17 protein-coding genes and 1 tRNA gene are annotated in these 21,989 nt (G+C 67.1%); 6 read left to right on the plus strand and 12 right to left on the minus strand.

Going from position 1 to position 21,989, the window contains the following annotated elements:
- Nucleotides 1-37 precede the first annotated feature (37 nt).
- Nucleotides 38-1,249 carry a D-galactonate dehydratase family protein gene (locus tag KX816_12850; GenBank protein QXQ05161.1) on the minus strand — a complete coding sequence of 404 codons (1,212 nt, stop codon included), beginning with the start codon at nt 1,247-1,249 and terminating at the stop codon, nt 38-40.
- Nucleotides 1,250-1,258: 9 nt separating this feature from the next.
- A complete protein-coding gene (locus KX816_12855) occupies nt 1,259-3,700 on the minus strand; it encodes a glycoside hydrolase family 3 C-terminal domain-containing protein (GenBank protein ID QXQ05162.1) in 2,442 nt (813 codons plus the stop codon).
- 149 nt (nt 3,701-3,849) lie between these two features.
- Between KX816_12855 and KX816_12860 the strand changes: the two genes are divergently transcribed.
- Both KX816_12860 and KX816_12865 read left to right on the plus strand, forming a co-directional pair.
- Complete coding sequence (locus KX816_12860; GenBank protein QXQ05163.1) at nt 3,850-5,976, plus strand: alpha-glucuronidase; 2,127 nt, start codon at nt 3,850-3,852, stop codon at nt 5,974-5,976.
- Nucleotides 5,977-6,064: 88 nt separating this feature from the next.
- Nucleotides 6,065-7,147 carry a LacI family DNA-binding transcriptional regulator gene (locus KX816_12865; protein QXQ05164.1) on the plus strand — a complete coding sequence of 361 codons (1,083 nt, stop codon included), beginning with the start codon at nt 6,065-6,067 and terminating at the stop codon, nt 7,145-7,147.
- 20 nt (nt 7,148-7,167) lie between these two features.
- Here the strand turns inward: KX816_12865 and KX816_12870 are convergent, their stop codons facing one another.
- From KX816_12870 to KX816_12885, 4 genes are read right to left on the minus strand one after another with little or no spacing between them, the layout of a single operon-like run.
- The gene (locus KX816_12870) at nt 7,168-8,589 is read right to left on the minus strand and encodes a sugar porter family MFS transporter (GenBank protein ID QXQ05165.1); all 1,422 of its coding nucleotides are present in this window, start codon (nt 8,587-8,589) and stop codon (nt 7,168-7,170) included.
- 54 nt (nt 8,590-8,643) lie between these two features.
- On the minus strand, nt 8,644-9,510 hold the full coding sequence (locus KX816_12875) for an SMP-30/gluconolactonase/LRE family protein (protein QXQ08553.1): 867 nt from the start codon (nt 9,508-9,510) through the stop codon (nt 8,644-8,646).
- Between the two features lies 1 nt (nt 9,511).
- Nucleotides 9,512-10,273, minus strand: a complete 762-nt coding sequence (locus tag KX816_12880) for an SDR family oxidoreductase (GenBank protein QXQ05166.1) — start codon at nt 10,271-10,273, stop codon at nt 9,512-9,514.
- Nucleotides 10,270-11,400 (minus strand): fumarylacetoacetate hydrolase family protein, encoded by a 1,131-nt coding sequence (locus KX816_12885; protein ID QXQ05167.1) that lies wholly within the window; start codon nt 11,398-11,400, stop codon nt 10,270-10,272. The genes KX816_12880 and KX816_12885 overlap by 4 nt, the downstream gene beginning before the upstream one ends.
- Nucleotides 11,401-11,528: 128 nt before the next feature.
- Between KX816_12885 and KX816_12890 the strand changes: the two genes are divergently transcribed.
- The gene (locus KX816_12890) at nt 11,529-12,758 is read left to right on the plus strand and encodes an SGNH/GDSL hydrolase family protein (protein ID QXQ08554.1); all 1,230 of its coding nucleotides are present in this window, start codon (nt 11,529-11,531) and stop codon (nt 12,756-12,758) included.
- Nucleotides 12,759-12,826: 68 nt separating this feature from the next.
- On the opposite strand, the gene KX816_12895 is transcribed toward KX816_12890, so the two are convergent.
- Nucleotides 12,827-12,901 (minus strand) — tRNA-Val (locus tag KX816_12895).
- 92 nt (nt 12,902-12,993) lie between these two features.
- On the opposite strand from KX816_12895, the gene KX816_12900 reads away from it, so the two are divergent.
- Entirely contained in the window at nt 12,994-13,881 is an 888-nt protein-coding gene (locus KX816_12900; GenBank protein ID QXQ05168.1) for an N-formylglutamate amidohydrolase, read from the plus strand.
- 141 nt (nt 13,882-14,022) lie between these two features.
- Here KX816_12900 and KX816_12905 read toward each other — a convergent pair whose 3' ends face one another.
- From KX816_12905 to KX816_12925, 5 genes are all read right to left on the minus strand, one after another.
- The gene (locus tag KX816_12905) at nt 14,023-14,598 is read right to left on the minus strand and encodes a YceI family protein (GenBank protein QXQ05169.1); all 576 of its coding nucleotides are present in this window, start codon (nt 14,596-14,598) and stop codon (nt 14,023-14,025) included.
- Nucleotides 14,595-15,146, minus strand: coding sequence for a cytochrome b (locus KX816_12910; GenBank protein ID QXQ05170.1), 552 nt, complete (start codon nt 15,144-15,146; stop codon nt 14,595-14,597). Before KX816_12910 ends, KX816_12905 begins: the two co-directional genes overlap by 4 nt.
- Nucleotides 15,146-15,760, minus strand: a complete 615-nt coding sequence (locus KX816_12915; GenBank protein ID QXQ05171.1) for a YceI family protein — start codon at nt 15,758-15,760, stop codon at nt 15,146-15,148. The genes KX816_12910 and KX816_12915 overlap by 1 nt, the downstream gene beginning before the upstream one ends.
- 91 nt (nt 15,761-15,851) lie before the next feature.
- A complete protein-coding gene (locus KX816_12920; GenBank protein ID QXQ05172.1) occupies nt 15,852-16,622 on the minus strand; it encodes a SapC family protein in 771 nt (256 codons plus the stop codon).
- A 103-nt stretch (nt 16,623-16,725) separates the two neighbouring features.
- Entirely contained in the window at nt 16,726-18,204 is a 1,479-nt protein-coding gene (locus KX816_12925) for an FAD-binding oxidoreductase (protein ID QXQ05173.1), read from the minus strand.
- 112 nt (nt 18,205-18,316) lie between these two features.
- Between KX816_12925 and KX816_12930 the strand changes: the two genes are divergently transcribed.
- Both KX816_12930 and KX816_12935 read left to right on the plus strand, forming a co-directional pair.
- A complete protein-coding gene (locus KX816_12930) occupies nt 18,317-18,742 on the plus strand; it encodes a hypothetical protein (GenBank protein QXQ05174.1) in 426 nt (141 codons plus the stop codon).
- A gap of 212 nt (nt 18,743-18,954) precedes the next feature.
- Nucleotides 18,955-21,987: a TonB-dependent receptor gene (locus tag KX816_12935; GenBank protein ID QXQ05175.1), complete on the plus strand. Its 3,033-nt coding sequence runs from the start codon at nt 18,955-18,957 to the stop codon at nt 21,985-21,987.
- Nucleotides 21,988-21,989 lie beyond the last annotated feature (2 nt).

Consider the following 21,989-nt stretch of genomic DNA (forward strand, 5'->3'; position numbering starts at 1 on the left):
AGCCGCGTCGGCAGCAGTCGCGGGCGTCGTCACGTTGCTACCAGCTCCACAGGGTACCATCCTCGAGCCGGTTCACGGGCAGGAAGGCGCGGTTGTACGCGTACGTCGCGGCAAGCGCCTCGTCGATGTCGACACCGAGGCCGGGTGCCTCGCCGGGGTGCATCGCCCCATCGGCGAAGCTGTAGGCGTGCGGGAACACCGCGTCGGTCTCGGGGGTATGGCGCATGTATTCCTGGACGCCGAAGTTGGGCACCGACAGGTCGAAGTGCAGCGCCGCCGCCATCGAAACGGGGGACAGGTCGGTGGCCCCGTGGCAGCCGGTGCGGACCTGGTACAGGTCGGCGAGCGCGGCGATGCGGCGGAGGTGCGTCAGGCCTCCGGCATGAACGACGGTGGCGCGGATATAGTCGATCAGCTGGTTTTCGATGAGGTCCTTGCAGTCCCAGATCGAGTTGAAGATTTCGCCCACCGCCAGCGGCGTCGTGGTGTGCTGGCGGATCAGCTTGAACGCCTCCTGGTCCTCGGCGGGCGTCGCGTCCTCCAGCCAGAACGGGCGGTAAGGCTCGAGGTCCTTGCCGAGCCGGCCGGCCTCGATCGGGGTCAGGCGGTGGTGAACGTCGTGCAGCAGGTGGACATCCCAGCCCAGCGCCTCGCGGGCCGCCTTGAACAGCTCCGGCACGACCCGCAGGTACTTGCTGGTCGACCAGACGTTCTCGGTCGGCAGGTCGGCGTCGGCGGGCTCGTAGAAATAGCGGTCCTTCGACACGCCGTAGGTCGAGGCCATGCCGGGCACGCCGCACTGGAGCCGGATCGCCTTGTAGCCCTGGCGCTGGTAGTCGAGCGCGACCGCGACGGTGTCGTCGATCGAGACGCCGTTGGCGTGGCCATAGACCATGACCGACTCCCGCGCCGCGCCGCCAAGCAGCTGGTACACCGGCAGCCCGGCGATCTTGCCCTTGATGTCCCACAGCGCCATGTCGACCGCGGCGATGGCGGTCATCGTCACGGGGCCACGCCGCCAGTAGGCGCCCTTGTACAGATACTGCCAGATGTCCTCGATGCGGTGGGCGTCGCGGCCGATCAGGCAGGGCACGACATGCTCGCCGAGATAGGCCGCGACCGCCAGTTCGCGTCCGTTCAGGGTCGCGTCGCCGACGCCGGTGGTGCCGTCGTCGCATTCGATCTTGAGGGTGACGAAGTTGCGCCCCGGGCTGGTGACAATGACGCGGGCGGAGACGATCTTCGGCATGACGATCCTTCAGGCGATCTCGAGGACGCTGGTCTTGAGGACGGCGGAGCTCGGCCCGGCCATGATATCGAACAGGCCGGGCTCGACCACCTCCTTCATCGCAAGGTTCCACAGCGCGAAGGCATCGGGGCCGAGGGCGAAGCGAACGGTGCGGCGCTCGCCGGGCTTGAGGCCGACGCGTTCGAACCCCCTGAGTTCGAGCACCGGGCGGGTGACCGAGGAAACCTGGTCGCGGATGTAGAGCTGGACAACTTCGTCACCGGCGCGGTCGCCGGTGTTGGCAACGTCGACCTCGACCTGGACGGTGTCTGCGACGCCGATCCGGGGGGCCGACAAGCGCGGCGCTCCGACTTCGAAACGTGTATAGCTGAGGCCGTGGCCGAACGGGAACAACGGCGCGTTGTCGGCGAACAGATAGCCGCGGCGGGCGGACGGCTTGTGGTTGTAGTAGAACGGCACCTGACCGACGTCGTGGACGACGGTGACCGGCAGCTTGCCGCCCGGATTGACGTCGCCGAACAGTACTTCGGCAATCGCGGTGCCGCCCTCCTGACCGACATACCAGCATTCGAGCAGCGCGTTCGCCTGCGCCGCGACCACCGGCCACGACGGCGGGCGGCCGTTGATGGCGACGACGACGATTGGCTTGCCGGTCGCCTTCAGCGCCGCGAACAAGGCGTTCTGCTCGCCGAGCAGGTCGAGGTCGGTGCGGTCACCGAGGTGGGTCTTCGCATAGCCTTCGCGGCTGGTCTGTTCGGTGTCGCCGATCGCCAGCAGGACGATGTCCGAGGTTTGCGCCAGCGCCACCGCCTCGGCGATCAACTGGCGGTTCTTTGCGGGGTCGGCGAGCAGGACCTCGTTCGCCGAGCGGTCCTCGCTGCGGGTGATGAAGACGCCCTGCGCGTGGACGACCTCGGCCCTGCCGGCGAGCCGTGCCTGGATACCCTGGAGCAGTGACACCGTGGTGCGCGGCTCCGATGAATAGCCACCCAGCCGCGCCACCGCGGCGTTCGGCCCGATCACGGCGACGCGGCGGTGCGCGCCCGGCTTGAGCGGCAGGATGCCGTCGTTGGTCAGCAGCACGATCGAGCGGCGCGCGGCGTCGAGCGCCAGCGCGCGCGCCTCTGCGTTGGCGGTCAGCGTCGCCGCGGCCTTCGCATCGACTGTCCCTGCCTCGAACAGCCCGGCGCGGAACTTGAGCGCCAGCATTCGGCGGCAGGCGGCGTCGACCAGCGCCAGCGGCACGGCCCCTACCCTGACAGCGGTAGCTAGCCCGCGATAGGCACGCCCATCGGGCAGGTCGCAATCGACCCCTGCAAGCAGCGCGAGATGCGCGGCGCCGTCGTTGTCGGCAGCGAGATGGTGGAACGAGGCGAGCTCGCCGATTGCTGCATAATCGCTGACGATGGCGCCGTCGAAACCCCACTCGCCGCGAAGAACATCCTTGAGCAACCAGGCGTTGGCGTGGCTCGGGACGCCGTCGATCTCATTGTAGGACGGCATCACCGCGCCGATGCCGGTGCGCGCGACGACGGCACGGAAGGGCGGAAAAAACGCCGAGCGGAGCTCGCGCTCGCCGAGTTCGGCCGGGGCGACGTTGTTGCCCGCCATCGGCTGGCCGTGGCCGGTCATGTGCTTGAGCGTCGCGAAGACCTTGCGCGGGCCGAGCGTCTTGCCGGTGCCCTGCAGCCCGGTGACGGCAGCGACGCCCATCTCGCCGCACAGGTACGGGTCCTCGCCGAAGGTTTCCTCGATCCGGCCCCAGCGCGGGTCGCGGGCAATGTCGACGACCGGGGACAGCGCTAGCACGGTGCCGTGGGCGCGGACTTCGCGGGCGATGACGGCGTTGACGCGGCGGACGAGGTCACGGTCGAAGCTGCTGGCCAGCGCGATCGCCTGCGGGAAACTGGTCGCGTCGGGGGCCATGTAACCGTGCAGCGCCTCCTCGTGGAACAGCACCGGGATGCCGAGCCGGGTGCGCTCGCGGGCCCATTTCTGCACGGCGTTGACGAAGGCGATGGTGTCGGCGGGCTTGCGCCAGCGCCCGGTCACGGCGGTGCCAGTGTTCGTCGCGGTGGCGGCGCCATTGCGGTCGGAGGGCCGCGCGACCTGCCCGATGCCGTCTGGGTAAGACTTACTGGCCCGCGCTGGATCGAAGGCGAGGCCCGCGTCCATGACATCCTGCTTGGTCGTCGACAGCGTGATCAGCTGCGCGACCTTCTCGTCGAGGGTCATGCGGCCGAGCAGGTCATCGACCCGCACCTCGACCGGCGCGCGCGCGTCCTTGTAGGTCGGACTGGCCGCCAGCGCCGCGCTCGGGGTGAGCGCCAGTACAGATACCGAGGCGGTAGCCGCGAGGAAGCCGCGGCGGGTCGTGCTCGGGGGCAAAGGGGTCGGAAATCGTGGATCGTCCGCCGCGGCGTGCGCAGTATCGGCGACCCGGACGAACATAGACCCTCCCCGATAGTCCCGATCGCGGCATTGCTGTCGATACCGTCGTCGTGTTAGCGTTACCATGCGTTACGCGCTCGCGGCTTGTCAATGACCGCTCAATCGGACCGCTGAAAAGGCGGACGCGCCGGGGGATGGCTGTGGCTGGCATGGTTCGATGGTTGGCGGTGGCATTGTTCGCGCTGCTCGGCGTGGCTGGTACCGCCGCCCGAGCCGAGGACGGCTACGACCTCTGGCTCCGCTACCGGCCGCTGCCGGGACCCCATGCGACCGCGATCACCGTCCGGGGCGACTCACCCATGGTAGGCGTCGCCGCCGCCGAGCTCGAGCGCGGCCTGTCGGGGCTGGCGGGAGCGCCGGTTGTCCAGAGCCGAGCCGTCACGACAGGCGGCGTGCTGCTCGCAGACACGCGTGACCCGCACGTCGCCGCGCTGCGGTTGCCGGTGGCAGCCCTCGGCGCCGAGGGCTATCTGGTCCGACCGGCGAACATCGGCGGCAAGCCGGTCATGCTGGTCACCGCGAACAGCGACCGCGGACTGCTGTACGGCAGCTTCGCCCTGCTGCGGTGGGTTCAAATCGGCCACGACCTTGCGAGCGCGAACCTGTCGTCGGCCCCGAAGATCAAGCTGAGGCTGCTCGACCACTGGGACAATCTCGATGGTTCCGTCGAGCGCGGTTACGCCGGGCAGTCGCTGTGGGACTGGTGGCTGCTGCCCGATTTCCGCGAGCCGCGCTATGTCGACTACGCCCGCGCCAACGCCTCGATCGGCATCAACGGCACCGTCCTCAACAACGTCAATGCCAAGGCCGACAGCCTGACCGCGCCGTACATCGCCAAGGCCGCCGCGCTGGCGGACGTGTTCCGCCCCTATGGCATCAAGGTCTACCTGTCGGTGCGCTTCTCCGCCCCGATCGAGATCGGCGGGCTGAAGACTGCCGACCCGCTCGACCCCGCCGTCGCGGCGTGGTGGCGCGCCAAGGCGGACGAGATCTACCGCGCCATTCCCGATTTCGGCGGCCTGCTGGTCAAGGCCAATTCGGAGGGCCAGCCGGGGCCGCAGGACTATCACCGGACCCATGCCGACGGGGCCAACATGCTAGCGGCCGCCCTCGCTCCGCACGGTGGCATCGTGATGTGGCGGGCCTTCGTCTACGCACACGACAACCCCGACGACCGCGCCAAGCAGGCCTACGTCGACTTCAAGCCGCTCGACGGCAAATTCGCCGCCAACGTCATCGTCCAGGTCAAGAACGGCGCGATCGACTTTCAGCCGCGCGAGCCCTTCCATCCGCTGTTCGGCGCGATGCCGCGCACGCCGCTGATGATGGAGTTCCAGGTCACCAAGGAATACCTCGGGCAGGCGACCAGCCTCGCCTACCTGGGGCCGTTGTTCGAGGAGACGTTGCGCAGCGACACGCTGAGCAAGGGGCCGGGTTCGACCGTCGCAAGGGTCATCGACGGCTCGCTCGACGGGCACACGCTGACCGGGATCGCCGGCATCGCCAACATCGGGCGCGACCGCGACTGGGCCGGATCGACCTTCAACCAGGCCAACTGGTACGCCTTCGGGCGGTTCGCGTGGGACCCGGAGGCGTCGTCCGACGCGGTCGCGCGCGAGTGGGCGGCGATGACTTTCGCCCCGAGGGCCGCCGTGGTCGAACCGATCGCCCGGATGATGGCCGGATCGCGCGAGGCGGTCGTCGACTACATGACCCCGCTCGGCCTCGCCCACCAGATGGCAACCGGGCACCACTACGGCCCGGGGCCGTGGATCGCCGACCTCGCCCGCCCGGAGTGGAACCCGGTCTATTACAGCCGCGCCGACAAGGATGGCATCGGCTTCGACCGGACGGCATCCGGGAGCGACGCCGTCGCACAGTACGCGCCCGCCATCGCGCGGCAATTGGCGGACCCCGCGACGACGCCCGAGCGCGAGTTGCTGTGGTTCCACCACCTCCCCTGGAGCTACCGCATGAAGTCGGGCCTGACCTTGTGGGCGGAGATGGTCGGGGACTATGACCGGGGCATCGCCTCCGTCGCGGCGACGCGCCGGACCTGGGCGGCGCTGGAGCCGCTGGTCGATGCCGAGCGCTTCACCAAGACCGCGGTGTTCCTGCAGATCGAGGAGCGCGACGCGCGCTGGTGGCGGGACGCCAGCCTCGCCTACTGGATGTCGGTAAACGGCCTGAAGCTGCCGTCCGGAGCGGCCCCGCCGGCGCACGACCTCGCCTGGTACAAGGCGCAGGATTTCGCCTACGCGCCGGGTCATCCGTGACCGGCAGCGGCGCCACGAGCGATCAGCACTTGCGTCGCCCTCGTGCTGGTGCGTACCCGTCGAACATGGTCGCCGCGAGAGGATTGGCATGAAGCAACCCCGCGGCTCGCGGCGGCAACACAACGTCCCGACGATCAGCGACGTCGCGGCGCGGGCGGGCGTGTCGCCGATGACGGTGTCACGCGTCATCAATGCCAAGAACAGCGTCCGCGTCGAGACCCGCGAGCGCGTCGAGGCGGCAATCGCGGCGCTCAACTTCGCGCCCAACGCCGCCGCCAGGACGCTGGCGGGCGGCGAGGAAATTCGCATCGGGCTGCTCCACTACAACCCCAGCTTCGCCTATCTGAGCGAACTGCTTGTCGGCAGCCTCGACCAGGCCAGCCGCAGCAATGTCCAGCTTATCGTCGAGAAATGCGAGAGCCCAGCCCAGGCGAGCGCAGCCATCGCGCACCTCGTGCTCGGCCGGGTCGACGGGATCGTGCTGCCGCCACCGCTGAGCGATTCACCCGAAGTGCTTGCAGCGGTCGAGCAAGCGGGCGTGCCGGTCGTCGCGGTTGCCACCGGAAGCGCGCCCGACTGGGCGATGTCGGTGAGCATCGACGACCGGCAAGCGGCGTATGAAATGACCCGGCACCTCGGCACGCTCGGCCATGTCCGGATCGGCTTCATCACCGGCAACCCGGACCAGTCGGCGAGCGGCGAGCGGCTTGCGGGCTACCGGGCCGCGCTGGTCGACCTCGGGCTGGGGGAATTGCCCGAATTGATCGCGCCGGGCCTGTTCACCTACCGCTCCGGGATGGACGCGGCGGAAGTGTTGCTCGACCTCGACGCGCCGCCGACGGCGATCTTCGCGGCCAACGACGACATGGCGGCGGCGACCGTCGCCATCGCCCATCGCCGCGGCCTCGACGTGCCCGGGGACCTGACGGTGTGCGGCTTCGACGATACCGCGTTGGCGACGACGATCTGGCCCGAGCTGACGACGATCCGCCAGCCGGTCACCGAGATGTCGCGGATTGCGGTCGAGCTGCTGGTCGAGGCGGTGCGCGCCGCGAAAGCCGGGACGCAGCGCCTGTCCAGCGAGCCGCACGTCGTCGCGGGATACACGCTGATCCGCCGCCAGTCGGACGCGGCCCCGCGCCGCCGACCGGCGGCGGCGCGGTCGCGCTAGCGAAACCGCCGAACGCTAGCTCAGCCTTCCATGTCCTCGAGCTCGCGGCCGCGCGTCTCGTTGATCATCGCCTTGACGAAGAAGAACGAGACGCCTGCCGCGATCGCATAGCCGGTGTAGGTTACCGCCAGCCCTGGCGACACCGCCAGCGACGGGAAGCTGACCGAGATCGCGGCGTTCGCGATCCACTGCGCGAACCCCGCCACTGCCAGACCAGATCCGCGGATCTGGTTGGGGAACATCTCGCCGAGCATGACCCACATGATCGGGCCCCAGCTCAGATTGAAGAAGATCACGTACAAATTGGCCGCGACCAGCGCCATGACGCCGTTGTTGCCCGGCAGCGACACCGCTCCGTCGGCTCCGGTGACGGCGGTCGAGAACGCATAGGCGACGACTGCGAGGGTGACGGTCATCCCCGCCGAGCCGACCAGCAACAGCGGCTTGCGCCCGATCTTGTCGACCAGGGCGATGGTCAGCAGGCAGGCACCGATCGACAGCACGCCAGACAGGATGTTGATCTGCAGGGCATAGTTCTCGGAGAAGCCGACCGCCTCCCACAAGGTCGCGCCGTAGTAGAAGACGACGTTGATGCCGACGAGCTGCTGGAAGACCGCGAGCCCGATGCCGGCCCACAGGATCGGACGGATCTTGCCGGTGGTCTTGTCGATGAGGTCCGACAGCTTGGGCTTGTGGTGGTCCTTGGCGAGGCTGGCGGTGATCTCGTCGACCTTGCGGTCGGCTTCCTCGGCCCCGAACAGCTTGGTCAGCACCGCGCGGGCGCGCTCGTACTGGCCCTTGACGACGAGGTAGCGCGGGCTCTCCGGGATCACCAGCAGCGCCAGGAAATAGATCGCCGCCGGGATCGCCTGCAGCCAGAACATCCAGCGCCACGCCGGATACCCGAGCCAGAACGGCGCGGTCGAGCCGCCGGCGTAGCGCGCGAGGGCGAAATTGGCGACGAAAGCCCCGGTCAGCCCGGAGATGATCATCACCTGCTGGACGCTCGACAGGCGGCCACGGATCGAGGCTGGCGTGACCTCGGAGATGTAGACCGGCGAGATGACGCTGGCCGCACCGACGCCGAAGCCGCCGATGATGCGGGCGATGATGAAAATCACCGAGCTGTCTGCGGCGCCCGCGAGCAGTGCGCTGACCAGGAACAACGCGGCGGCGAGCATCATCACGGTGCGGCGGCCGATCAGGTCGGCCAGCCGCCCGGCGACGAAGGCTCCGATCGACGAGCCGACGAGGATCGCGCCGACGTTGACGCCGATCCCGAGCTTGCCGAGGTTGAACGCCGCCTCGAGGCCCTTCTGGGTGCCGTTGATGACTCCGGAATCATAGCCGAACATGAAGCCGCCGATGGTCGCGACGACGACGATGGACGCGATGAAACCGATGTTCACCCGCGCCATGTCGGTCTGCACTGCTGCCGTCATACTAACTCCCCTCCCTTGGTTTCTTGTCGATGTCGCCGGGTACTCCGGTCTGTCTTAGACTTTCGCCGGTGTTGCCGGCAGGCCGGCGACCCCAGGATCGAATGCGAACAGGTCACCCGCCAGCGGCTGCGCTTTCAGTTCCGCGTCGCTTAGACCCTTGCGCGCCGTGGTTGCATAGGCGGTTCGGAGGTCCGCGCCGCCGAAGGTCATCTTGGTGACGTTGGCGACCGGGAAGCGCACGGCGTGGACCAGCTTGCCCGCCGGATCGTAGCGGCGCACGCCCCAGCCCCCGTAGAGCGCGGTCCACAGATAGCCCTCGGCGTCCATCATCGTCCCGTCGGGGTGACCCGCACCGTCTTCGATGGTTACATGCCGCACCGGCGTGCCGAGCGTCCCGTCGTCGTGGATCGGCACTCGCCATATGATCTTGCCGAGCGTGTCGGTCGCGTACAGCGTCTTCGCGTCGGCGCTCACCGCCGGGCCATTGGTGATCGTCACCGGCGGCATGCCGCTGTCGACGCAATGCCCATCGGCGCAACGGTACAGCCGCCCGGTCTTCAGGACCTCGCCGTTGTCCATGCTGCCGAACCACAGCCGCCCGCGCGTGTCGACGGTGGCATCGTTAAGACGGTTCCCGGGAAGGTTCGGCTCAGGATTGTGCAGCAGCGCGAAGCCCCCGGTCGCAGGGTCGAAACGATGGAGGCCGTTCCGCAGCCCGACGATCATCCCGCCGGTCGCGGCAGGCACGACCCAGCCGACCTGCTCGGGTGCATCCCAGTGCCGGGATTGTCCGCTCGCAGGGTCGAAGCGGTAGATACGCTTGCCCTTGATATCGACGAACCAGACCGCGCCGGCGATCCAGATCGCGCCCTCGCCGAGCAACGCTCCGACGTTCAGTACCGCGTGCACCTTTTCCGCCATCTCAATTCCAGCCTGCATCGACGAAATAGTCGTGGCCGGTGCACATACGCGCATCGTCCGAAGCAAGGAACAGCGCCAGCGCCGCGACGTCGGCCGGCTGGATCCGCCCCTCGAGGCACTGCGCGGCGACGATCTCAGCCTCGCCGTCGGGGGTGTACCAGAGTTCCTGCCGCGGCGTCTGGACGTTGCCGGGGACGATCGTCGTGACGCGGATTCCGTCGCGGCCGAGGTCGCGCGCGAGGCCGCGGGTCATCCCCTCGATCGCCGCCTTGGCGGTCTGGTACAGCACCAGGTCGGGCAGCCCGAGGTGCCAGCTGATCGAGCCGAAGTTGATGATCACGCCGCCGCCCGCCGCCCGCATCGAAGGCACGACTGCCTGCGCGGCGAAGAACAGGTGGCGGAGGTTGGTCGCCATGCGGTCGTCCCAATAAGCGGGCGTGACCTCGTCGTAGCGGTGGCGGTCGTCATTGGCGGCGTTGTTGATCAGGATGTCGATGCCGCCGATCTGCGCCGTGATCGTGGCTATCGTCGCGGCGAGGGCGTCGAGGTCGCGCAGGTCGCCATGATGGAAATTGCCGGGCGAGAAGCGCGCGGCGGTCGCCTCGCCGGCGGCCTGGTCGATGTCGATGAACGCCACGACCGCACCCTGCGCCACGAACGCCTCGACCAGCCCCGCTCCGATACCGGTCGCGCCGCCGGTCACCAGCACGCGCTTGCCGGCAAGGCTCGGATAGACGGCGCTTCCCGCCGCGGTTGCCGTCACTTGGCAGCTCCCAGCAGCCCGCGACCGGCAAGATTGGCCATCAGCGCGCCGATCCCGAAGCGCCACGGATCGGCGTCGCGCGATGTCGTCACCCGGTTGACCAGCCGCCCGAGGCGGTCGCTCGCGATCGTCACGCTATCACCAACCTTGTGGGTAAAGCCGCGGCCGGGCTCGTCGCGGTCCTGGACGGGGGCGAACAGCGTGCCGAGAAACAGGATGAAGCCGTCGGGATATTGGTGCTCGCTCAGCGTTTGCCGGACGAGGTCCAGCGGGTCGCGGCTGATCTCGGACATCGTGCTGACCCCCTCCAGCACATAGCCCTCGACGCCGTCGATGCGCAGCCGCACCTCGGCCTTGCGCACGTCTTCGATGGTAAAGCCGTCGTCGAACAGCCGGACCAGCGGCCCGAACGCACACGAAGCGTTGTTGTCCTTGGCCTTGCCGAGCAGCAGCGCCGAGCGGCCCTCGAAGTCGCGGAGGTTGACGTCGTTGCCGAGCGTCGCGCCGACAGCCTTCCCCGCCGGGTCGACCAGCAGCGCGATCTCGGGCTCCGGGTTGTTCCAGGTCGAATCGGAGCGGATGCCGATGGCTGCGTCGGGACCGACGCTGGCGAGCACCGGAGCCTTGGTGAAGACCTCGGCATCAGGGCCGATCGCGACCTCCAGGTATTGCGACCACAGCCCGTCCTCGATCAGAGCCTGCTTAAGCGCTGCGGCCTCTGGCGACCCGGGCACGACGGCACGGATCGAGCCGCCGACACGGGACTCCAGCCGGCCACGGATGTCCGTCGCCGCCGACCAGTCGCCGCGCGCGCTTTCCTCGATGACGCGCTCGATCGCCGATACCGCGAAAGTCACGCCGCACGCCTTCACGCACTGCAGGTCGACCGGGCTGAGGAGCTTGATGTCGGCAAGGTCGAACGCGCCGAGGCGGTGGCCGCCGTGTCCGGAAAAGTCGCCAGCTTCGATCAACGCCGCGGCAGTCGGGGCGACGCGCGCCATGTCGATAAGCTCGCCACCGATGACGAGGATCGGGCTTGGTCCTGCGTCGGTCAGCATCCGCCCGACGAACGTCCCGCTCGTCCAGTCGGACGGCAACGCCGACACAGTATCGCGGCTCTCGCCCATTATGCCTCCCCTACTCGATTTCTTATTTTGATAGCGCTAACAATACCAGCAGGGTAGCGCTGTCAAGAGCGTCTCGCCAGAAGACGATGACCGTGGGGTGGAGAGCTATCATGCAATTCGGTAAGCCTATGCAGCAGGCCCGTTCGCTGCTTTTCGTTGCCGCAGCTACCCTGCTGCTCGGCGCCTCACCATCCCTACCAACGTCTTGGGTAGGAAGCTGGGCGGCGTCGCAGCAGATACCCGGTGACAAGGACCTGCTCCCCGACCCCGACCTGCAGGACGCGACCCTGCGGCAGGTCGTGCGTATGTCGACCGGCGGCAAGCGCGTCAGAGTGCAGCTCAGCAACGCCTTCGGGACCGAGCCACTTGCCGTCGACGCCGCGCACATCGCGCTGGCACCGGCAGCGAACCGCGCGGGCATCGACGCCGCGACCGACCGCGCGCTGAGCTTCGACGGGGCCGCCGGCGTGCTGATCCCGGCGGGCGCGAATTATTGGTCGGACCCCGTGGCACTCGACGTGCCCGCGCTGGCGACGATCGCGGTGACGCTGCACCTGCCATTCGCGCCGAAGGGCCAGACCAGCCACCCGGGTTCACGGTCGACGAGCTATCTCGTCCACGGCAACCACGTCGGCGACGCCGACCTGCCCGGCGCGAAGACCGTCGAGCATTGGTATCAGCTCGCTGGAATTGCAGTCGCCACCTTGAAGTCCGGGGCCGCTGTCGTCACCTTCGGCGATTCGATCACCGACGGTCACGGCGCGACCACGAACGGCAACGACCGCTGGCCCGACCGGCTCGCCGAACGGCTGCAGAAGGCCGGGGGCTCGCGACCCATCAGCGTGCTCAACCATGGCATCGGCGGCAACCGCCTGCTGCGCGACGGGACCGGCCCGAATGCCCTCGCCCGCTTCGACCGCGACGTGCTCGCCCAGCCCGGGGTACGCTACGTCATCGTCCTCGAGGGCATCAACGACCTCGGCACCCTGACCCGCGACGCCTCGGTTACGCCCCAGGAGCACACCATGCTCGTCGCCCGCATGACCGGCGCGTACCGCCAGATGATCGATCGGGCACACGGCGCGGGCATAAAAGTCTACGGGGCGACGATCCTGCCCGACGGCGGCTCGGGCTATTACCACCCCGATGCGCAGAACGAGGCCGACCGCCTGGCCGTCAACACCTGGATCCGGAAGCCGGGAAACTTCGACGCGGTGATCGACTTCGACGCCGTGACTCGCGACCCCGCCGACCCGCGCCGAATCCGTGCCGCCTACGATTCAGGCGACGGACTGCACCCTTCGCCAGCAGGCTACCGGGCGATGGCCGATGCGATCCCACTGCGCCTGTTCCGATAGCAGGTTCAACTGAACCGCCGGCCCCTGTCGGGACCGGCTGGGAAATACATCTAAGTCGTTGGGATTAATGGTGGACACGGCTGGGATTGAACCAGCGACCCCTGCGATGTCAACACAGTGCTCTACCACTGAGCTACGCGTCCACTGCGGCGCCTCTTAGGCAAATCCGCCGGGCGACGCAACCCGCGCCGTAGCCGGTTGTTCTCTCGGCTTCGACGCCTAAAGTGGAGACGTCGTGCTTCCCCTATCCCCTGCCCCCCTGCCCGGCTTCACCGTCACGGGCGACCGCGACGGGCGCTGGCCGGTGGTGCTGGCGTCGCCGCACTCCGGACGCGACTATCCGGCGGACTTCCTTGCGCGCACTCGCCTGACGCTCGCGCAGCTCCGCCGCGCCGAGGACGCCTATGTCGACGGGCTGCTCGACGGTGCCGCCGCGACCGGGGTGCCTCGGATCATGGCGCGCTATGGGCGCAGCTGGCTCGACCTCAACCGCGCGGCCGCCGAGCTCGACCCCGCGATGTATGTCGAGCCGTTCGACGCCCACGCCGACCAGTCCACCGACCGGGTGCAGGCCGGATTGGGGGTCGTGCCGCGGATCGCCGGGCATGGGCTCGACATCTATCCGACGCGACTGCGGCTGGACGAGGCCCGGGCCCGCATCGAGGCCGTACACCGCCCGTGGCACGCGACACTCGAGGAACTGACCGATAGCGCGCGGGCCCGGCACGGCTTCGCGGTGCTGCTCGATTGCCATTCGATGCCGACGCCTGCGCCAAGTGCCGGCGGCACCGCGCAGATCGTCCTCGGCGACCTGTTCGGGCGGAGCGCCGCAACGCCGCTGGTCGAGGCGATCGCGACCTATTTCGCCGTCGCCGGGCTGCGGGTGGCGCGCAACGCGCCATATGCCGGGGGCTACACCACCGCATGCCACGGCCGCCCGGAGCTTGGGGTGCACACCGTCCAGATCGAGATCGACCGGGCGCTGTACATGGATCCGTCGCGGCTGACGCGCCACATGGGCTTTGCGACGATCGCGGCGTTGCTGACCGGGCTGGTCGCACAGCTCGTCGAGATCACGCCGCGGCTCGGCCTCGCGGCACCCTTCGCTCAGGCTGCCGAATAACCACGAAAAAAAGGCCGCCCCGCGTAATCGCGGAGCGGCCAGGGTTCAGGGAACACCGGGCGAAAGGGGGGGAACGCCCGGCTGAGACTAAGATGGGAAATGCTGCGCCGCGGCGCAAGACCCGTCCGCATGAAACTTCAGTTACCGCAGGGATTTCGTCGGGTACGGCAGGCGTTTCGCCACGACCTTGACCGCCAGCGGCACCGCGAAGGCGACATATTCGGCGGTCGCATCCGAGTCGAGACCGAGCTTCCAGGCGCGGCGGTCGAGCTGGACCTGCCCGGTCATGGTTGCGGTGTCGCCGGCAACGGCGAGCGCGAACGGCAGGGTCAGCGGCACCGCCTTGCCGCGGATGGTCAGCGTGCCGGTCGCGACGTAGTGGCCCGGGCCGGCGGCGGTGACTTTCGTCGAAACAAAGCGCGCGGTCTTGCCCGAAGCGACAGCGAACCAGTCGTTGCCCGGCAGCGAGCCGTCGACGGTCTTGTCCCCGGTCGCGGCTGAGGTCAGGTCGACGATCACCGCGACATTGGTCTTGGCGGGCGCGGCCGGGTCAAAGTCGATGGTCGCGCTCCAGCTCCTGAACACCCCCTCGACCGGCTTGCCAAGCCAGTTCGCGGTGAAGGCAATACGGCTTTGTGCGGGGACCACGGACCACCGCGCCGCCGTCGCCGGAGTGGCTGCGGCAAGTAATATCAGGAGCGCGAAGGCACGCTTCACGCCTTGCCCCGGCTGGGCCACATGCGGGCCAGCAGATTGTCCCGGTCGAAATAATGGTGCTTGAGCGCCGCCGCGACATGGAGGACGATCAGCGCCAGCACGACCCAGCCGAGCAGGCCGTGGACATTCTCGAACGTCTCGTGCTGCGTGTTGCCGATCGGTAACTTCGGGATTTCGAACAGCCCGTACCAGAACATCGGGAAGATCAGCTTGCCAGTCGACACCATCGCCCAGCCCGACAGCGGCAGCGCGAACATCAGCACGTAAAAGCCCCAGTGCGATATCGTCGCGAGGACGCGCTCGGCGCTCGTCATGTGGTCGGGGAGCGGCGGCGGCGGGTTCATCAGACGCCAGATCAGCCGCGCCACCGCCAGCACCAGGATGGTGATCCCGGTCGACTTGTGAAGCTGGATAAGCGTGAAGAACAATTGCTTGTCGGCCGCCTCGATCCGGTCGAACGCAAGGCCCGCGGCGAGGTTGGCGATCAGCAGGACCGCGATCGTCCAGTGAAAGACGATCGCGACCGTCGAATAGCGGCTGTGCGGCATTATTTGGCCAACTTGTATTCGGCTTCGATCAGCAGCTCGACAGTGTCGCCGAGAAACTGACCGCCGTAGGTCATGCCGAAGTCGGAGCGCTTGATGCTGCCGTGCGCCGAGATGCCGAACTTGGCCGCGCCCATCATCGCGTTGGCCTTCATCGTACCATTGAACGTCGCGGCGAGGGTAATCGGCTTGGTAACCCCGCGCAGGGTCAGGTCGCCCGTAACGGTGCCCGACTTCGGGCCGGTTGCGGTGATCTTGGTCGCAACGAACTTGATCTCGGGGAATTTCTCACCATCGAGGAAGCGCGCGTCCCCGCCGACCTCCTTGTCGAAGTTGGTCTTTTCCGGGAACGGGAAGTCGGTGCGTACCGAGTTTGCGTCGATGGTCACCGACAACTTGCTATTGGCCGGTGTCGCGGCGTCGAGATCGACGGTCGAATCGATCTTGGCAAAGCGGGCAGTGTAGTTCGACAGCCCGAGATGCATGATCTTCCACGTCACGCTGGCATGCGCTGGATCGAGCACATAATGCCCGGACGCGGCATCGATCGCGGGCGCGGCCAGCGCCGGCGCTGCAAGCAGCGCAGCGAAGACGGCGACAGGCAGGAAACGGCGCATCGAGGTTCCTTTGACGAGAACTTTCCCGATGTTAGCGTACCGTCTCCGCGCGCGAAAGGCCCGCGCGAACGCTGCGAGCCCGCCTTCGAGGCTAGAAGGACTTCTGCTGCAGCGTGCCACCCTGGCGCTCGAACAGGCCGCCGATCTGCGACAGGCCGAACAGATGCGCATAGACGAGGCCCATCATGCCGTTCTGCACCATCTTGCGAGCCTGGTCGCCGCGGATGTTCTGGAGCTTTTCCTCGGCGACCATGCGGAAACCGCGGTAGACGGCGGGTTCGGCCATGCCCGGCTGCTGGATCGTTACTTCGCCGTCGATCATCAGGTCGAGCTTCGCCAGCTCCTCCATGAAGCCACGGGTGCGGGCGACCGCCTGCTCGAACTGCTCGCAGAATGCGAGGATGTTCTTGGTGGTGTCGGTCGGCTCGGCGCCGTTGAACAGCTTGTCCTCGCCGTCGGGGCTGATCTGGTTGCAGCTGTCGTCGAAGCACAGCGACAGGTCGGTCGCATCCTCGGCGAGCTTGGCGAGCATGAACGGGTAACGGCGGACGAACGCCGGGACATAGGCGCCCGGCTGCCACATGCCGTCGGCATCGACATACAGGTTGGTGCCCTCGGTCAGGCCGACGAGCGCCAGCGGTGCCGGATTGTCGCCAAGGCCGAAGACGATCGGGTAATGGCGCTGCACGACCGCGAACTCGTCGACGGTGACGGGGATGGCGTGGGTGTTCTTGGCAAAGGCGAAGCCCTCGCGCACCTTCAGGCCGTGGTTCGGGTGGAATTGCGACGACAGCGGCACGAGCGAGCCGTAGAACAGCGGCAGCTGCTGGGCGATATCCGTGTTTACGGGCGAACTGGCCATTACTCGAACTTTCGAAATCGTTTGCGGGACTGAACCCCCCGGGGTCCGCGAGGCCGAGCGTCTAGTGGTGCGAGGCTAAAGTAACAAGGCCGGAGAATCCGGTCTAAAGAATCTTGCCTGGGTTCATAATACCCAGCGGATCGAGCGCCGCCTTGACCGCGCGCATCGCCGAAAGCTTGGCGGGGTCGGCAGTCCGAACCAGCATTTCGCGCTTCAGGATGCCGATGCCGTGCTCCGCGGAGATCGATCCGCCGGCCGCGGTGACGAGGTCGTAGACCAATGTCGTCACCGGGCCGCCGTTCGCGGCGAGCCACGCGCGTGGCTCGGCATCGGCGGGTGGCCGCACGTTGAAATGCAGGTTGCCGTCGCCGAGGTGGCCGAACGACAGGATGCGCGCGCCGGGGAATGCCGCCTCGACCTCCGCGCCAGTATCAATGGTGAAGCCCGGCATCGCGGCGACGGCGACCGAGATATCGTGGTGGAGCGACGGCCCGTCGCGGCGCTCGGCTTCGGGCAGTTCCTCGCGGATGCGCCACAGCGCCGCTGCTTGTGCCGTCGAGGCCGCCACCGTCGCGTCCTCGATCTCGCCCGCCATGGCAGCCTCGCCGAGCGCCTCGGTCAGCAGTTCGTCGAGGCTGGCAGGACCGGCGAGCTCGACCAACACATGCCACGCGTGCTCCCGGGCGAGCGGCGAGCGGATGCCCTCGATATGTTGCACGGTTAGCGCGAGGCCGTCGGCGGGGATGAGCTCGAAACTCTCGACCTGCCCGCCCGACGCGCGCCGCAGCCGGGTCAGCAGCTTCAGTGCGGCGTGCGGATCGGCAAGCCCCGCCCAGGCGACGGCGCGGTGAGCGGGTGCCGGGACCAGCCGCAGTGCGACCGCGGTGACGATGCCGAGCGTGCCCTCCCCGCCGATCAGCAGCTGCTTGATGTCGTAGCCGCTGTTGTCCTTGGCGAGCCCGGTCAGCTGATGCAGCACGCGCCCGTCGGGCAGCACCGCCTCGAGCCCCGCGACGAGGGCACGCATCGTGCCGTGGCGCAGCACCTGCACCCCGCCGGCATTGGTCGAGACGAGTCCGCCGATGGTTGCACTCCCCTTGGCTCCAAGCGACAGCGGGAACTCGCAGCCCGCCGCTCGCGCCGCGTCGTGGACGTTGGCGAGCACGGCACCCGCTTCGCAGGTCAGCGTGAGGCCGGCGGCGTCGACGTCGCGAATCCGGTCCATGCGGGCGAGCGACAGCAGCACCGCGCCCCCGCTCATATCGGGGATGCCGCCACCGACGAGCCCGGTATTGCCACCCTGCGGCACCAGCGCGACACGGTGGCGGGCGGCCGCCTCGACGATCCGCACCACGGCTGCGGTCGTGCGCGGCCGCAACAGGAGGCTCGCCCGGCCATGCACCGCGCCCCGCCAATCAACGAGGTGGGGCGCGAGAGCCTCCGGGTCGTCGTACCAGTTGCCCTCCCCGACAGCGGCGGTCAGGTCCACATAAGCGGCGGGATCGAGGGTCGTGGGGGCAATCACCCAGTTGCCGTACCGCGACCGTGGCTTTCGTGCCAGCCTCTGCGGTGATCTCGTCATGAGTATCGCGCGACCGACCCGGTTCATTTTCGGTTCAACAAGCGAACCCCACCGGAACGCCTTGGGCAGGAGCAGCGACACGGCAATGGCATGGCGGCGAGCGATCATTGTGATGACGCTGGTCGGCCTGCTGCCGACACCCGGGGCGGCGCGCTTCCTGTGGTTCGGCAAGAAGAAGGAGGTCGAGCGTGTCCAGATCATCGCGCCGCTGCCACGCCGGGCGACCCTGATCCGCCCCGATCCGCCGCTGTCCGGGCGGACGACCTGCGTCGACGTGCACAAAATCGCAGGCGCGCAACTGTTCGGCGACGCTTCAGTCGAACTGACGCTGCAGGGCGGCGCGCGCTGGCGAATGTATTTCGCGCAAGGCTGCCCGGCGCTCGATTTCTACCGGGGCTTCTATTACCGCCGCGCCGAGCAGGGGCGGCTGTGCGCTGGCCGCGACGCGGTCATCTCGCGGGCCGGCGGCGAGTGCCTGATCGCCAGCATCCTGCAGGTACGGAAGCCGCCGGTACCCAAGCACCGCCGCCGCCGGTGATCGAGCGTTATTGTTGCTGATTTGCCACTGTGATCACGATCACGGTGAATCGCGTACGGTACGCTGGACAAGTTCTCCTAAAGCGGCTTCATTGATTCGGAAGCTTTTGGGCGATTGTGTCCACTGGCTGCATCGACCCGGCGACTACAGTCGGGCGACGCAAGACGTAATAGGGGAGGGACGCCGTCATGCGGCCGATCATCAGCAGCACTATGCGTATTTTGCTTGTTTCGGGGGTCTCGGTGAGCGCGCTTGTCGCCAGCGCCGCCGGTGCCCAGTCGGCTCCCCCGGGTAACACCTCCGGGGCGACGACGGCCCGCCCGAGCGCCGCTGCTGTCGACGACCGGAACACCGGCATCGACGACATTATCGTCACCGCCCAGCGCCAGTCGCAGAGCCTGCAGGACGTCCCGATCGCGATCAGCGCCTTCACCGCCGAAGCGCTCGAGAAGCAGCAGATCAACAACGCTTCGGATCTGCAGCTCAGCCTGCCCAATATTACCTTTACCAAAACGAACTTCACGGGTGCCAGCTTCACGATCCGCGGCATCGGCGACCTTTGCGTTGGCGGCACCTGCGACAGCGCCACCGCGATCCACGTCAACGACCTGCCGTTGTTCGGCACGCGACTGTTCGAGACCGAGTATTTCGACCTCGAGCGGGTCGAAGTTCTGCGCGGGCCCCAGGGCACCCTGTTCGGCCGCAACGCCACCGCCGGCGTCGTCAACTTCATCACCGCCAAGCCGGTAATGAAGGAATTCCATGCTTCGGCCGAGGGCGAGTACGGGAATTACAATACCTATAAGGCGAAGGGCATAATCAACGTGCCGCTGGGCGACACAATCGCGGCACGGCTCGCCGGCTTCTACCTCAAGCGCGATGGCTACACCGAAAACGTCTACAACGGCGACAAGCTCGATGGCCGCAAAGAATATGCGCTCCGCGCCTCGCTGCGCTGGAAGCCCGACTCGAACACCACAGTCGACCTGATGGGCTACTACTTCCACGAGAACGATAACCGCCTGCGCATCCAGAAGCAGCTTTGCCAGCGCGACCCGACCGGTGTCCTCGGCTGTCTTCCCGGCAAGAACGACTTCGGCACCACCAACGCCAATTCGACGTTCGTCGGCACGCTATCATCGCGAGAGTTCCTGACCACGCAGGGTGGCGCCGCGATCGGCGCGCTCGGCCTCGGCAGCCTGTATGGCCCCGACGCCTATCAGGGCAACATCAACCCCGACGATGTGCGCAAGGTCAGCACCGACTATACGCCAAAGTACTTCACCGACGAGATTCAGGCGTCGATCAAGATCGACCACGACTTCGGCGATTTCAGTGTGAAGGTTTCTGGTCTGTACCAGCGCAACAAGGTCGACTCGCAGCAGGATTATAACCTGTCGGTCCAGAACCGGTCGGTTTACGCTCAAGGCCTGAACACATTGGCGGCTTATGCCGGCGGTGCCGGGGGTGCCTATCTCGCGAGCATCTTCGGGCCAGCAGCGAACGTGCTGATCCCGAATGGCCCCAATGGCCAGCTCTGCACCTCGCAGGCTGAGACGACGGGCACCGGGGCTTACGGCGGCCACGCGTTCTGCGCCAATACACCGGAAGATTATGACCGCTCGACAGGTGTCAACCAAGCCTACACCGGCGAGGCGATCCTCTCGAGCCACTTCGACGGCAAGTTCAACTTCCTGATCGGCGGCATCTACAACCGCCTGACGACCAAGAATCTCGATTATTACGTCAACTCGTTCGGTATCGACTATATCGCTGGCGTGCTTGGCGCGGCGACGACGTTGGGTCAACAAGGGGCGGGCAACACGACCTTCCCGGTAGTCTACCTTGGCTCGCCATTCTACCGGAACAACCAGCAGGACTATAGCCTGAACTCTTATGGCATCTTCGCCGAAGGCTATGTCGACATCACCGACCGCCTGAAAGCAACCGTCGGTATCCGCTACAATAACGACCGCAAATCGGTTACGCAGCGTACCGCGCTCGCGGCGTTCGCGGTTCCTTATGGAACTACCGACGCCTTCGACTCGCCGTTCGTCGGCACCTTCGATGCAGATCCGGGTATTGTCGGGAACCAGCTGTTCCAGAAGCGCAAGGTCAAGTTCGGTGAGTTCACCGGCCGTGCCGTTCTTGACTTCAAGATCACCGACGACAACCTGCTCTATGCCTCGTATTCGCGCGGCTACAAGTCGGGGGGTATCAACCCGCCCCTGTCACCGATCTTTGCGGTCAACGAGTCGTTCTCGCCGGAGTTCATCGACGCCTTTGAAGTCGGCTCGAAGAATACTTTCCTCGATGGTACACTTCGGCTTAACCTCACGGGCTTTTACTACAAGTACAAGGGTCTGCAGCTGAGCCGAATCGTTGCCCGGACCTCGGTCAACGACAACGTCAATGCCAACATCTACGGTATCGAAGCCGATGCGATTATCGAGCCGATCCGTGCGCTGCAGATCAACCTAGGCTTCAGTTATCTCCACACCAAGGTCGCCGACGACAAGTTCCTGTCGAATCCGCGCGATCCCTCGGGTGGCCGCAGTGATGCCGTTATCATCAAGGACATCGCCAACGGCTCGAACTGCGCCGTCGTGCCGACCGTCGCCGGCAATGCCGCCGGTTCGAACGCCTTCGTTGGCTTCGTGAACTCCCAGATCAACGCCGGCCTGGTTCCTGGGTTGATGGCAGGCGCTGGCCTCCAAGCGCCGACGGCGTTCCCAACGGGGAGCGGCATCAACGGCGCAACTGGAGCCTTCGGGGTCTGCGCGGCACTCAGCGGCTATGCCGCAGCCGCCGGTGCGGCGTTCGGCGGCATCGCGGTCCTGAACGAAGGCGTCACCGTCAACGTCAAGGGCAACCAGCTGCCCCAGGCTCCGAACTTCAAGGCGTCGGGCGGCATGCAGTACACGTTCGAGTTCGGCAACGGCATGTCGCTCGTCCCCCGCTACGACATCACGATGACGGGCACGAGCTTCGGCAGTATCTTCAACGGTGCCGCGCCGGGCCAGACGCGGGCAATCAACCGGATCCCGAGCTACGTAATCCAGAACGCTCAGATCCAGCTCAACGGCAAGGACGACAAGTGGTTCTTGCGGGGCTATATCCAGAACCTCACCAACAGCAATGCGACGACCGGCCTCTACGTAACCGACCAGTCGTCGGGGCTGTTCACCAACATCTTCACGCTCGAGCCGCGGCGCTACGGCATCGCGGGCGGCGTCCGCTTCTAGGC

This window comes from Sphingosinicellaceae bacterium, from assembly GCA_019285715.1.
In the GTDB taxonomy this organism is placed as follows: domain Bacteria; phylum Pseudomonadota; class Alphaproteobacteria; order Sphingomonadales; family Sphingomonadaceae; genus Glacieibacterium.